The sequence below is a fragment of the Vulcanisaeta moutnovskia 768-28 genome (assembly GCF_000190315.1).
GTDB classification, from domain to species: domain Archaea; phylum Thermoproteota; class Thermoprotei; order Thermoproteales; family Thermocladiaceae; genus Vulcanisaeta; species Vulcanisaeta moutnovskia.
Genome location: NC_015151.1, coordinates 1,323,589 through 1,336,623, shown reverse-complemented (window position 1 = coordinate 1,336,623; position 13,035 = coordinate 1,323,589). Strand labels below are relative to the sequence as shown.

Below are 13,035 nucleotides of genomic sequence, written 5' to 3'. Positions count from 1 at the left end.
AGCATGATGGAGTTATTGATTGGACATAGCCCTGATCCAGACGATGCATTCATGTTTTATGCACTAAAGAAGGGTCTGATTAAAGTGCCATTCACGGTTAGGGAATTCCTGGTCGACATTGAGACACTAAATAAATTGGCGGTCCATTGTAGGATCGACATCACGGCTGTGAGCACACACGCCATGGCATACATAGGTAGTAAATACTACATACTTAGGGTCGGTGCATCCATGGGGTTTAAGTACGGCCCAGTCATTGTGAGTAACACCGCAAAGCCTGAGCTAGTGGCTGTGCCAGGCACCTACACCACGGCGACGTTAATGGTCAGGTTAGCAATGCCTAATGTAAAGACCGTGGAGATACCCTTTGATAGAATTATGGATGCCGTGAAGGCCGGTGTTGTTGATGCCGGCGCCCTAATACACGAGGGCCAAATAACCTATGAAAGGTATGGCCTTAAGAAGGTCATTGATCTTGGTGAGTGGTGGTATGAAGAGACAAAACTACCAACACCCCTAGGCCTAGATGTTGTTAGGGCGTCCCTGGGAATCGACATGGCCAAGGCTGTTAAGGAAGCATTGCTGGAGTCCATTAGATACGCAATGAGCCATAGAGAGGAGGCTCTAACGCACGCCATGAAGTTCTCAAGGGGTTTGAACATGAGTGATACTGACAGGTTCGTTAGGATGTACGTGAATGACTATACAATGGATATGGGCGTCGACGGTGAGAAGGCGATTAGAGTACTACTTGAGATGGGTCGTGAAAGTGGTTTATTACCTGAGGTTCAATTATTGTTTATTTAGGTCAATTTAATGATTACGCCTAATTCGGCTAATTTACTTATTTCATCACGTGGTAAGCCCATTTCAATCAATATCTCCATGGTGTTCTCACCCAATTTTGGCGCTCTACCCCTCATGCCTGGCCTAATGCCATTTATTAATAATGGGTTGAGGAAGTCCTTTCCATTAAAGCCCCTTGCAGTTAATTGTGGGTCTTTTTCGAAGTCCTTTATGGAGTTTATGGGGGCCGCCGGTACATCATAACTCCAAAGAAGCCTGAGGGCCTCTGCAGCCGTGTACTTACTTAATTCCTTACTTAATTCGCTTATGGCTTCCTTATCGAACTGCCTATTGATTAGGTCCTCACGGTTCAATGCCCTGCATAGTCCCTGCCAGAACTTAATCTCTATGGCACCAATTGTTATGTAGCCATCCCTACACTTATAGACGTTATAGAATGGGTACTTACCTGTTAGGCTTGGGTCGGCGTTTTCATACGTCATGGCCATGTTTAGTGTATTGAAGAGTAATGCAGTCTCCATCATTGAGACCTCAACCCTACCGCCAATACCACGTAGCAGTAGGCTTAGTATTCCAATGACACATAGTAGGGCTGAACCAACATCGGCAACTTGCACAGTGAGTGGTCTAGGCACGCCATCACTGAAGAGGTTAGGGTCTAGTAAACCGGCGACACTAACTGTGTTAATGTCATGGTTTGGAAGCCCTGAGTATGGGCCATACTCTCCATAACCATTTATTGAGCAGTAAACAATCCTATTATTAATACCCCTGAGGGTTTCATAATCAATACCTAGCTTCTTGGTAACGCCAGGTCTAAAGCCCTCAATAACCACGTGGCTGTCCCTAACCAGTTTGTAGAATAGTTCCCTGCCCTCATTAGTCTTTAGGTTAATGGCAATGCTCCTCTTGCCAGCATTCAACCACTCGAAGAGCTTTGGCGATATCTCCCTGAGGTAATCACCAACCTCCGTATCCTCAACCTTAATAACATCAAAACCAAGGTCAGCTAGTAATCTCGTGGCGACACCACCAGGATAAAGCCTGGTCAGGTCCAGAACCCTATACATTAAGTAAATTCCAAGCCTAGGTTAATAAGAATAATTAACCCTGGGAATCAATGATTATTGCCCTTCTGCCCACTATTCTTTACCATGAACCATGTTCCTATTCCCACGGCGCATAGTTTTTTGTTTGTGTCGTATACGTGGGCCTCTGCAACTGCCAAGTGCCTGCCAGTCCTTATTACCCTGCCCTCTACTGTGAATGGTCCATTTATTAATGGCTCTAGGAAGTGTACCTTAAGCTCCGCCGTGTATTGATCAATACCATCATTAACAGTCATCACGGCAGTACCAAGGACAGTATCAATAACAGTCATAACAACACCACCATGAACCATACCACCACGCCTCAAAATCTCACGCTTATAGGGAAAAACAGCCCTAACAAAACCATCACCAACCTCAACAAACTCAAGACCAATGAAGTTGAATAGAGGCTCACTACGCAGGTAATTATTCATCAACTCAGCAACATTAAAACCGGCTGACCTAGCCTTGAGAAACAACTCCCTAATGCTGCTTATTGAACCAACAGTCTTCATTAATTCATCCCATGCCGACACGTGATACTGGAGAAGGAAGGCCTATTTAAGCAAAGTTGTCCTGGTGAATAAATAGTGGTAAGTAACCTAAATAAAGCCAGGAATGACCTGCCCAGTAACAAGTGAATCAAGTGGTTCCCTAAACCTGGCTATTCCGTACTCATTCCTGTAAACAACGATCTCAGCAGGCCTGGGCCTACCATTGTAATTACTACTCATTGAGTAGACGTAGGCACCTGCATTAAGAATAATGAGTAAGTCGCCCTCCCTAACCCTCGGTAATTCCCTATTAATCGCCAATTTATCAGTATTCTCACAAATGGGCCCAACAACATCAACAACCTCAGTTACCTCAGTATTATTGCCACACGTGATCATTTGGTGATAGGCACCGTAAAGCATGGGTCTAATGAGAACGTTCATGCCAACATCAACACCAACAAAGGTCCTACCACCCTTCCTCTTAACCTCAGTAACCCTAGTCACCAGGTAACCCGCATTACCAACAATGAACCTACCAGGCTCAACCCATAACTCACCAGGGAAGAAGTTCCTAAGTACACTTAATTTACTCAAGTCAAGGGATTTCTCACCTGGTCTGTACGGTATACCAAACCCACCACCCATATCGAAATAACTAATCCTAATACCAACCCTATCCTCAATAGTTTCCGCATGCTCCCTAAGTAACTCGGCAATCCTAATGAAGTAATCAGAATCAAGAACGTTACTACCCATCATTGCATGTATACCGAACTCCTCAGTACCAATGGACTTAGCGAGGCTATATGCATCAATAGCGTCGTTCAAGAACATGCCGAACTTACTCTCCTCACCGGCCAATGTGACGCCAGGCGCAAAGCCCCTGCCATAACCCAGGTCAACCCTGAAGAATATGGTCCTAGGCCTGTAACCAAGGGCTAGTGCTCTCTCGAATTCCCTTCTCGAGTCGAAATTAAATAAGACCCCTGTATTAATTCCGTACTTAATATCATCAAGTGAACGATAGGCACCCGTGTATAATATATTACTGGGTTCAAAACCAGCCCTCGTGGCTAGGAATATCTCACCAGGTGATGCAGCATCAGCTCCAGATCCAAGTTTCCTGAGTAGCGTTAGTATTGCCAGGTTGGGATTAGCCTTGATTGAGTAGAGGATCTTGGCATTAATGGAATCCCTAATGGCTCTATAATTCTCCTCAACTCTGCCGAGATCATAAACAATGAGGGGAGTGCCAAACCTATTCGCTAACTCAGTAAGATTAATTCCATTACCAACAATGCAATTGCTCACGATAGTAAGCACAGCAATGTATTTTTAAGTATTCGACTTGAATACTGGGATAATGTGTAGGGTATTCGTATTCTCAAGCAATGGATCAGCCAGTGAATTGGTTATTAATGGACTCTCTGCCCTTAGGAATTCCGCCCAGGCAGATCCCATGGGTCCCAGTGGCGTTATTAATCACAGTGATGGATGGGGATTCACAGTGGTTAGTTATGGCGTTAGTACAGCACTTAAGTGGTATTACAGGTCATTAACGCCGATTTATAAGGATGATAATTACCAATCACTTGGGATGGTAATAGGTAGGTTATTAATGTCAGGTGAGTCTTACGGGATCTTTCACGTACTTAACGCGGCAGACAAGAAGTTAATTAGAATTGAGAACGTTCATCCATCAATGGTCTATACGAGGGATGGTGAATTGCACGTTGTTCATAATGGTGTTGTTAATAAGTATGCATTGTTTGAGATACTGAGGAGGGAGTATGGTGTGGAACTTAATGTAGATGATGCATCAGACACTTACGTGCTTACCCACTTAATTGCGTCAATGTATAATGAGGTTGGTGACCTGGAATCAACAATCAAGGAACTTGCGGGGCTACTTAGGGAGATTAATGGTGTGGAATCCGCATTAAATACGGGTATACTATTGATTAAGCCATGCTGTGCGGAGTTGTTTATAACGACCATGTATAATAGTGACGTTATAAATAACGAGAGAAGGAGGAGGTACTACAACCTCTTTATTGGGAGGTTGAATAATGGTGTATTCGCAGCATCAAGCACGTTAGTTAGAGCCTACGGCCTAGCCAAGTTAGGAGATACTAGGGAGCTTGAGCCAGGTACGGGTGAATTAATATACTGCAGGTTATCAACCAGCGATTTTAACTGCAGTAAAGCCTAGTTTACTCAGTGAGTGGTTCAATCATTGTCATAATTCCATCATCAGCATCAACCTCAACGTCTATGCCAATTGGTACGGAATACACATTGTATCCATGCTCATCACCACCATGACAACAGGGATAACCAATGAATGAAGGCGCCCCTGTAACTCCCCTGGTATCCTCAATAATAACCTCCTCAAGGCTTGGATGAGGACCCTTATCCTCAGGTTCTGGGAATTCTCCATAAACAATGGCATTAACAGTAGATAAAGCCTTATTCAACCTTAATACAGTTAGGTAATTATCAACCCTATATGCCTCCTCATTAATATCCTCCAGGAACAATACCTTATTACCTGGATCGGGCCTATACGGCGTACCCTGTAGCAACGTGAAGAGTGTTAGATTACCACCAATAATGCTTCCCCTAGCCCTTCCATGATTTATAACTTTCGGATATGGGCCATCCTCAGTAGGTTTCAACTCCAATGTTTCGCCCGTGAGTATCTTCACGGCCAACTCCAAGTCCCTTTTGAACCTAGCCCAGCCTATCTCATCACCGGGTTTAGGCGTTACGGAGGGCATTGGTCCCTGTAGTGACGGTAAGCCAGTCATTGAGTATATTGCGTTTTGTATCGCCGTTATATCACTAAAGCCAACAATAACCTTAGGATTCTCCCTAACTAAGTCATAATCAATCATGTTAAGTAGCCTTAGGGAACCAGCACCACCACGTACGCACCAAATGGCATCAACATCACTCCTCTTAAATCCCTCGAGTAAGTCCTTAGTGCGTATGTCATCAGGTCCAGACAAATGCCAGCGGACCCAGGACTCCCTAACAGACTTACCAAGAACTACATTAAAGCCTATCTTCTTAAGGAGTTGAATACCAAGCATCAAATTCATACTGGGATACTGAGGAAAACTGGCAGGTGCCACAAGCATTATTGTAGAACCAGGCCTAAGTCTCCTAGGTTTAATTGAATACTTCACATAATTAATCATAACAGGGTATTTATAATGATAACCTAGGCGTTATACAAATATTCAATTTCTAAAATAGGAAAACTTAAATGTCAGTTAATAAGCATTAAGAGGTGCTTAGACAAGGGTTAAATGGGGGTTTGTCTCGTGCTGCGTTAATAACCCTAATAGTGGTAATCATAGTGGTAATAGCACTAGGCGCTTATTTTGCTGTTACTTATCATCCTAAGCCCACTGCGCCTTCTCCACCACCTACAACTACTAACGTTACGAAGCCAACAGTCACCGTGGTCTCGAACCAAACAATTACATTGGCACCACCAAACCCAAATGAATTAGTGGATATTTCAGTCACGATATCTCCTGATTACCTAGACCCAGCCACGGGCTTTTATGAAGTTGATACACCAATATTTGACGTCGTTTATCAGGAGTTGGTTATTTGGAATGGTAGTGATTATATGCATGTTGTTCCTATGTTGGCCACTAATTGGACGATCAGCCCCGACTACAAGCACTACATCTTCACGCTTAGGCAGGGCGTTTACTTCACTGATGGTGAACCATTCAACGCAACCGTGGTATGGTTCAGCTTCTATAGGACAATAATCATGGGACAAGGACCAGGAGTAAGCAACTATCCGAAATTACTTTTTAGTTATACGAAGTATTTGGAGACTGGTTATGCCATACCATGGGGTGTTTGTCACGCTCTTACTAATGTTACGGGTAACCCAGCGTACATCAGTAATGCAACGCTGTGCGCCTACGCACTAGCCAATGTATTGAGTAACTTCAACGTTAACAATGCAACAATCCAAAAGCTCATGACATACCCCAATCAAGCAGTCGTAGTCCTAGGGCCATACGAAGTAGAAATAAACCTAATACATCCATACATGTACTTCCTACTAGACATATCTAATGCTTGGGGTGCTGTGGTTCCACCAGCCTACGTAGATGCTCATGGCGGAGTACAACCAAACACACCAAATAGTTACTTAGATCAGTATGGTGCACCTGGTACTGGTCCTTATGAGATTGAGAGTGTTTCTGGTACTCCTGGTGAGTTTACGGAGATTGTTCTTAAGGCTAATCCGAATTACTGGGGTAATAGTTATCCATCTGGTTCATTACCAGTGCTTGACCAACCAGCCCACATACAAATAATCGATATCAAGTATACCATGTCTCATACTGATAGGGTTGAGTTATTCGCAAGCAATGAGGCACAAATAAGCTACGTAAGCCCACCATTCCTAGACCAAATATACACAGCATGGCCATACAACAAATACCTACCACCACAATCAATAATACGACTACTTGGATATCAACCAGCGGGTGTTCTCTTCATATCAATGAATGTTTATGAATGGCCTACTAACTGCACAGACTTCAGACTAGCCGTAGTCCATGCCGTTAATTACACGGCTTTACTATACACTTACTACTCACCGTTACTCAACACAACACTTGCTGAACTGTACTTAGGACCGTCGAACCCGGCATACATTCCATTCTATAACCCTGATAATCTTCCCATGTATTCATACGATCCTAACCTAGCCATTGAGTACCTCAATAAATCCGGTTGGGAATGTAACTTCTACACGGTACTACCAAATGGCACGACTATCGGTAATCCCAACGGACAAAAACTACCGGCAATACCAATTGCAGTAATTCCGCCAATAACGCCACTAGTTGAGGAGCAGCTTGAGATAATAACTCAGGACCTAAGCCAAATAGGAATACCAACATCAATAGAATACGTAACAACAGCAGAAAGTGGTACATGGTACAATCCGCAAATAACGCCAACAATGGTCGATTTAGGATGGTATCCCGATTGGCCAGACCCGTTATTCCAATTATTATTCCCTGTATTGAATGTAATAGAAGGCGGTGTTTATGGTGCAAATGAAGCTTGGTTTAATAATACTGTTGTGAATAACCTGACTTTAACAATGCCCTTTGTGACCAATGAAACAGAGCAGCTGCAGATGCTCGCCGAAGTCTACAACATAACATACTGGCAAGCACCATATATATGGCTACCATGGCCTATTAATTATTTAATCGTACAGCCATACGTCAAGGGAGTCGTATGGACATGGGATGAATATTTTTACAACACAATGTATTACCAACCAATCACACTATACGTAATAACCTACAGCAACGGCACACAAGTAATCCAATACAGCAACGGAACAATAGCCAACACATAATAATTATTATTTATTAAAAATAAGTTAAAATTTACTTTATTATTTTTACACCGAGTACTTCTTGGAAGAATTTCATTGCCTCGGCCTTTGATACTCTTTGTTCCTTACCAACGTCATACCTAGCCCTCCTCCTGTACATGACCCTTAATCCTGGTCTTGCGAGTACTGTGACTACGTTTAAGCCCCAAACACCGACTGATGGGTCATACTTCGTACCCGGTATCATTATGTGCTCCCTAATTCCGAAGGCCACGTTGCCCCAGTCATCGAATGAATTTTCCCTCAGTGTGAAGTCCACTGCAGCCAGCGTCCTCAGTAGGAACCAAACAGCCTTATTTCTTCTTAATGTGACTGCCACACCTATTGGTTCACCCTTCCTAATGTTCCAATCCTTAATCGACCTCTTGGCAAGCCTATAGCTTGGTTCCTGCTGCGTCAATTCCTCAAGGACCTTAGCAGCCTTCTCAAGTCTCTCCCCACTTTGTCCAACACCTATGTTGGCCACGACCTTCTCAATCCTAATAACCCTCATTGGATGATCAACAGGTAATACGAACTTTCTCCAGTCCAGTTGATCTGGTGTTAATGCCCTTAAATCCACCTGTGCTAGGTCTATGACAGGCATCGCTATACGTGGCTACTTGGCATTAATAAAAATTTGCCTCATGGGAATTGCGTTGATATATAAGTATATTTATTAATATATATGATTATTATTTTACTGACAAAAGCCCTATTAAAGCTTTAGTTATACGGTTCATAATGTCGAATAAAACACCCTTTGAACCGCTTGATTGGTCAAAACCGACACCAGGACACCTAAAGCTCCTATTCATATCAGGCGCAGGTTTCTTCGCGGATGCCTATGACCTATTTGCAATATCAGTAGCTCTGGTCTTTCTAAAGCAGGTTTGGTCGTTAACAGCGTCAGAAATAAGCCTAATATCATCAGCCGCACTGTTTGGCGCAGTGATAGGCCCCTTCATATTCGGCAGGATAGGCGATATATTTGGCAGGAAGTACATATACGGTGTGGAGGCAGCACTATTGGCGGCTGGAGCCATAGCCTCTGCATTCTCAATAAACCCAACAATGCTTTGGATAACAAGGTTCATACTAGGTCTTGGAGTTGGTGGTGATTACCCAATAAGCGCCACGTTAATGAGTGAGTATGCACCGGCGAGAAGTAGAGGCTTATTCGTGGCGGGGGTCTTCTCAATGCAGGGATGGGGCATTGTTACGGCTGCCCTACTCGGCCTCGGTCTATTAAATGCTAAGATAAACCCAGACATTGCCTGGAGAATAATACTTGGGTTCGGTGCAGTGATGCCCGCCATAGTCATTTACTTTAGGCGTAGGGTTCATGAGACGCCTAGGTTTGAGTACTTCGTTAAGGGTGATGTTGAGGGCGCCAAGAAGGCCGTTAAGGACGTGCTAAGGCAGGATGTGGAAATTAATAATGTAAATAATGCCAGTAATGGCATTTACAGGAATTTACTTAGGTACTTACCGGTAATACTTGGTACTGCAATACCCTGGTTTGCACTTGATGTGTTCTTCTATGGCACAAACATATTTGGTCCCTTCGTAACCTCGGCAATAGGCCTAGCCAAGAACCCATTGGCTGGTATATACATACAGTTATACGTCGTTCTGGCCTTCCTAGTCCCTGGTTACTACGTGGCGGCCTTCCTAGTGGATAAAATGGGTAGGAAGTCCATGCAGATAATGGGCTTCTCAATAGTGGCCGCTACATACTTAATCACGGCGCTCATGCTAAGGAACGGCATAATAATTCCAGCGGCCATAATAGCCCTATATGGCCTAGCCCAGTTCTTCACTAACGTCGGTCCCAACGTGACCACATTCATACTACCAACTGAGGTGTTCCCAACCCGGTTCAGGACTACGGGCCACGGGATAGCCGCGGGCAGTGGTAAGCTTGGCGCAACAATAGCTGCACTATTCATTCCACTACTCTTCCCAATAACAAGTAGCGCATTGAGCGCAACGGCCAAGTACATGGTGATGTCGAACCTATTACTCGTATTGGTTGCCGTGGCGATAATTGGCGTAATATTCACAGCACTATTCATAAAGGAACCTAAGGGTAAGCCCCTGGAACTATCCTCGGGAGAACTAGGTATAAGTCAGTAACGTACTAAAAATAACCTTAAAATAAACAGGGCGTTAAAGACCAACGTGGGTGTTTCTAAGGAATTTATTAAGGGCCTTATTAGGGATGTTGAGGATGCGATAAAGGAAATTGAAAGAATAACAAATAAGCCATATGATGAATTAAGCGATGAGGATAAAATGGCCATTAGGTATGAGTTAATAGTCATTGCAGAGGCAGTAATGGCATTAGCGATGCATATAGTACGTAGAGAATTAAATGAAAGACCTAGGACACCGATAAATGCACTAATGATATTAAGAGATAAGGGCTTATTAATGATGAATGAGTACGAGGATTTAACGAGACTTGTAAGACTTAGGAACCTGCTTGTTCATAGGTATTGGGTAATCGATGATTACCTAATATATCAAAGCATTAAGTCGAACTTTAAAAACCTGGCGAGTTTCATAAATAGGTTGAGGGATCGTTATGGAATTTAGTGGCGAGTATATCTATCACTCAATGAGACGTGAGGAGAGGGAATTAATTATTTCAAGAATTAGGGATATACTTAGGGAGTACGGTATCTCCCTTGGGATATTATTCGGTAGTTTCGTGGAACTTAATGAGTTTAGGGACATAGACATTGCGGTTTACGGGAAGAATCTCGACCTTAATGCGTTATTAAGCCTTGGAACAAGGCTTGAAGAGGTACTTGGCATGCCTGTGGATGTCGTGCCGCTAATCAATATCGACCCTAAATTTAGGCTTTCGATAATGGAGCACGGCCTCATAATTCTTGAGGCTGTTGATGGCCTATACGAGGCATTGATAAGAGAGACACTCGATGAGTTATACCTAGTAATGCGTGATGATGATTCAATACAGTAGGTATGGTGCTTCCGAGGGTGCCCGTTGTTGAGTCTATCATTAAACTCAGTATTTCTAGGGTCGTTATGCCAATTAGGACCTTATCAATGATAATAGTAAAGCCATAACTTGGACTTGAAGAGTCGCCGTATATCTATAATCACGGCGACTCTACACACCCAAAGCACAGCAACCCTAATTAATGATGGTGCGACCCAACACAACGGGAAGAGTTATTAATCCCTGCAATGTTCAATAATTGGGTTAATGTGGTTAGTAGGGATGAGGTTAGGAGGATTGTGCTGGAGTTGATTAGGACTGATGAGGAGTTTCGGCTTGCCATAGCCGGTGCCCTGGGTCTTGAGGCAATACTTAACGAGCTTAGGGCCCTTAGGCAGGACTTCAACGCAATGCTTAATTGAGTTGTGAGTATTGAGGAGGCTAGGAGGGAGTGTGTTTGGGTGCTTACGTGGAGGGAGGAATTAACACCATTCTTGGTACTAACGAATTAACCCACCTCTAAAGCCTAGGGTAGTGATTAGCGATATTGGGAAATTGAGAAACAAAACTTATTAATTAGTTTTAGGACTACGGCATTATGAGGAGGGGTTTGTTAATAGTTGGCGTGATTTTAATAATAGTTGCCATAGTAATTTTTGTAGTTAGTACTTATGTTGTTGCTAGGCAGGTAAAGCCTGCAACTATGGCGGTCACCTTAAGCCCAGGTGATAATGTCACGGTGGGTACCGCGAGCCTTGGTAAGGTGTTGACCGTGGTTTACACGGATTCTATTAATCAACCCCTCGAGACGTACATCACGGTGCCAGGCATACTTAAGACTATATACTCGAATGGTCAGTATGTCGTGGCTTACACGGTGACAACAGGCACGGGCACCCTATACCTAGTGAATAATTATTCAGTGCCAGTAACCATTAAGTACAGCATCATCGGCGTATCGGTAACCTCATCAATTATTATTGCCGGAGCACTCGCATTTGTGGCAATAATAATTGGTGTCGTAGGTGTGATACTGGCAATACTGGGTGCCGTATTGAGGTCAAGGAAATAGTTGGATTAATAAACTTACCCATAGGGTAAGTAACTGGTATATGCTTTTTGACCTTGAGCCTAAGAGTAGGAGGGAGGATCTTTACGACTTCGAGACTGAGTTGAGGGATTTATTAATGGTGTTATTAATGATAAGGTAATTGTTGTCAGGGGTTTGAGGAGGACTGGTAAGACCTCATTGATGAGGGTTGCGCTTAATGAGGTTGGCTGCCCATACATTTACCTGGACGTTAGGTTCGCGGGGAGGCCTAGGCAGATTGACCTTATTGAGTTAATTAGGCGTGGGCTTGAGGACTTCCTGATCAGGAATAGGTCAATAATTGATAAGGTTAGGGACGCCCTATCTAGGGTTAGGTGGGTTAGGGTTGGGGTATCACCGATACATGTGGAGATTAGGTTGGGTGAATCCCGTAGGCTGAGTATTGGCGAATTGCTTAATGCCATTAATGACCTTGGCGCTGAATTGGGTAGGGCGGTGGTGATTGCTGTTGATGAGGCCCAGGAGCTGAGTAGGGTGACTTGGGTGGACTTTAATATGCTGCTTGCGTATGCATACGATAATTTGAGGTATGTGAAATTACTGTTGTCAGGCTCCGAGGTTGGGGTATTGGATAGGTTCCTCAGGGTTAATGATCCCGAGGCCCCACTATTCGGCAGGTACATACACTTCGTGAATACCAGGAGACTCAGCCCTGATGAGTCCCTGGACTTCCTAAGGAGGGGCTTTGAGCAGTATGGGGTCAGGCCCGGTGATGATTTCCTCGTGCGTATTGTGAATGATCTTGATGGTGTCATTGGTTGGTTGACGTACATCGGTCATCAATATGTGATTGAGGGTAAGCAATCCATTGAGGAGGTCCTCGAGCCCGCAATCGCATTGGCACTTAATGAACTCAGGAACTTCCTAACCAATAGGAGTCCTAGGTATAGGGTATTGCTTAAGGAATTATTCGTTAGGAGAAGTTGGAGGGAGCTTAAGGCGGCACTTGAGATTGCAGAGGGTAAGCCAATTAATGATAAGTCGCTCTACGTACTACTCAAGGAACTAATTGACCATGGCATTGCGGAGAAGGCCAATGAGGAGTACGTGATTGCAGACCCAATACTCAAGAAAGCCGTACTTAAATTGTGACATTACTTTTAAGGCAAACCACTAGCCAACAC

Annotated in this window: 14 protein-coding genes; 9 read left to right on the top strand and 5 right to left on the bottom strand. The window is 43.8% G+C overall.

From position 1 onward, the window contains the following. Positions 1-6 precede the first annotated feature (6 nt). Positions 7-807, top strand: coding sequence for a menaquinone biosynthesis family protein (locus VMUT_RS06995; RefSeq protein WP_048056930.1), 801 nt, complete (start codon positions 7-9; stop codon positions 805-807). On the opposite strand, the gene VMUT_RS06990 is transcribed toward VMUT_RS06995, so the two are convergent. From VMUT_RS06990 to lysA, 3 genes are all read right to left on the bottom strand, one after another. Beyond that, positions 804-1,877, bottom strand: coding sequence for a CaiB/BaiF CoA transferase family protein (locus tag VMUT_RS06990; RefSeq protein WP_013604721.1), 1,074 nt, complete (start codon positions 1,875-1,877; stop codon positions 804-806). The genes VMUT_RS06995 and VMUT_RS06990 overlap by 4 nt on opposite strands. A 47-nt stretch (positions 1,878-1,924) precedes the next feature. Beyond that, a complete protein-coding gene (locus VMUT_RS06985) occupies positions 1,925-2,434 on the bottom strand; it encodes a PaaI family thioesterase (RefSeq protein ID WP_013604720.1) in 510 nt (169 codons plus the stop codon). A 66-nt stretch (positions 2,435-2,500) separates the two neighbouring features. After that, a complete protein-coding gene (gene lysA / locus VMUT_RS06980) occupies positions 2,501-3,706 on the bottom strand; it encodes a diaminopimelate decarboxylase (RefSeq protein WP_013604719.1) in 1,206 nt (401 codons plus the stop codon). A gap of 52 nt (positions 3,707-3,758) precedes the next feature. Here lysA and VMUT_RS06975 point away from each other — a divergent pair, with 52 nt between their 5' ends. Next, on the top strand, positions 3,759-4,607 hold the full coding sequence (locus VMUT_RS06975) for a class II glutamine amidotransferase (RefSeq protein WP_013604718.1): 849 nt from the start codon (positions 3,759-3,761) through the stop codon (positions 4,605-4,607). Position 4,608: 1 nt separating this feature from the next. Here VMUT_RS06975 and VMUT_RS06970 read toward each other — a convergent pair whose 3' ends face one another. After that, positions 4,609-5,586: a S66 peptidase family protein gene (locus VMUT_RS06970; RefSeq protein WP_158304797.1), complete on the bottom strand. Its 978-nt coding sequence runs from the start codon at positions 5,584-5,586 to the stop codon at positions 4,609-4,611. A 104-nt stretch (positions 5,587-5,690) separates the two neighbouring features. Here VMUT_RS06970 and VMUT_RS06965 point away from each other — a divergent pair, with 104 nt between their 5' ends. Next, positions 5,691-7,811 (top strand): ABC transporter substrate-binding protein, encoded by a 2,121-nt coding sequence (locus VMUT_RS06965; protein WP_148224702.1) that lies wholly within the window; start codon positions 5,691-5,693, stop codon positions 7,809-7,811. Between the two features lie 31 nt (positions 7,812-7,842). On the opposite strand, the gene VMUT_RS06960 is transcribed toward VMUT_RS06965, so the two are convergent. Beyond that, positions 7,843-8,436: a 50S ribosomal protein L5 gene (locus VMUT_RS06960; RefSeq protein ID WP_013604715.1), complete on the bottom strand. Its 594-nt coding sequence runs from the start codon at positions 8,434-8,436 to the stop codon at positions 7,843-7,845. A gap of 137 nt (positions 8,437-8,573) precedes the next feature. On the opposite strand from VMUT_RS06960, the gene VMUT_RS06955 reads away from it, so the two are divergent. The 6 genes from VMUT_RS06955 to VMUT_RS06935 all read left to right on the top strand — a co-directional run bounded on the left by VMUT_RS06955 (position 8,574) and on the right by VMUT_RS06935 (position 13,003). Further along, positions 8,574-9,968: an MFS transporter gene (locus VMUT_RS06955; protein ID WP_013604714.1), complete on the top strand. Its 1,395-nt coding sequence runs from the start codon at positions 8,574-8,576 to the stop codon at positions 9,966-9,968. 45 nt (positions 9,969-10,013) lie between these two features. Beyond that, the gene (gene hepT, locus VMUT_RS06950; protein WP_013604713.1) at positions 10,014-10,430 is read left to right on the top strand and encodes a type VII toxin-antitoxin system HepT family RNase toxin; all 417 of its coding nucleotides are present in this window, start codon (positions 10,014-10,016) and stop codon (positions 10,428-10,430) included. Continuing rightward, complete coding sequence (locus VMUT_RS06945; protein WP_013604712.1) at positions 10,420-10,821, top strand: nucleotidyltransferase family protein; 402 nt, start codon at positions 10,420-10,422, stop codon at positions 10,819-10,821. Before hepT ends, VMUT_RS06945 begins: the two co-directional genes overlap by 11 nt. A gap of 227 nt (positions 10,822-11,048) precedes the next feature. Next, the gene (locus VMUT_RS12815) at positions 11,049-11,222 is read left to right on the top strand and encodes a hypothetical protein (RefSeq protein WP_013604711.1); all 174 of its coding nucleotides are present in this window, start codon (positions 11,049-11,051) and stop codon (positions 11,220-11,222) included. 176 nt (positions 11,223-11,398) lie between these two features. Next, complete coding sequence (locus tag VMUT_RS06940) at positions 11,399-11,872, top strand: hypothetical protein (RefSeq protein WP_013604710.1); 474 nt, start codon at positions 11,399-11,401, stop codon at positions 11,870-11,872. A 153-nt stretch (positions 11,873-12,025) separates the two neighbouring features. After that, positions 12,026-13,003 (top strand): AAA family ATPase, encoded by a 978-nt coding sequence (locus VMUT_RS06935; RefSeq protein WP_013604709.1) that lies wholly within the window; start codon positions 12,026-12,028, stop codon positions 13,001-13,003. The last annotated feature ends 32 nt before the right edge of the window (positions 13,004-13,035 follow it).

Bases quoted from the DNA above. Each gene is read 5' to 3' on its own strand.
- VMUT_RS12815 (WP_013604711.1), top strand. From the start codon at position 11,049: ATGTTCAATAATTGGGTTAATGTGGTTAGTAGGGATGAGGTTAGGAGG.
- VMUT_RS06945 (WP_013604712.1), top strand. From the start codon at position 10,420: ATGGAATTTAGTGGCGAGTATATCTATCACTCAATGAGACGTGAGGAG.
- VMUT_RS06975 (WP_013604718.1), top strand. From the start codon at position 3,759: ATGTGTAGGGTATTCGTATTCTCAAGCAATGGATCAGCCAGTGAATTG.
- VMUT_RS06955 (WP_013604714.1), top strand. From the start codon at position 8,574: ATGTCGAATAAAACACCCTTTGAACCGCTTGATTGGTCAAAACCGACA.
- VMUT_RS06940 (WP_013604710.1), top strand. From the start codon at position 11,399: ATGAGGAGGGGTTTGTTAATAGTTGGCGTGATTTTAATAATAGTTGCC.
- VMUT_RS06995 (WP_048056930.1), top strand. From the start codon at position 7: ATGGAGTTATTGATTGGACATAGCCCTGATCCAGACGATGCATTCATG.
- VMUT_RS06960 (WP_013604715.1), bottom strand. From the start codon at position 8,436: ATGCCTGTCATAGACCTAGCACAGGTGGATTTAAGGGCATTAACACCA.
- VMUT_RS06990 (WP_013604721.1), bottom strand. From the start codon at position 1,877: ATGTATAGGGTTCTGGACCTGACCAGGCTTTATCCTGGTGGTGTCGCC.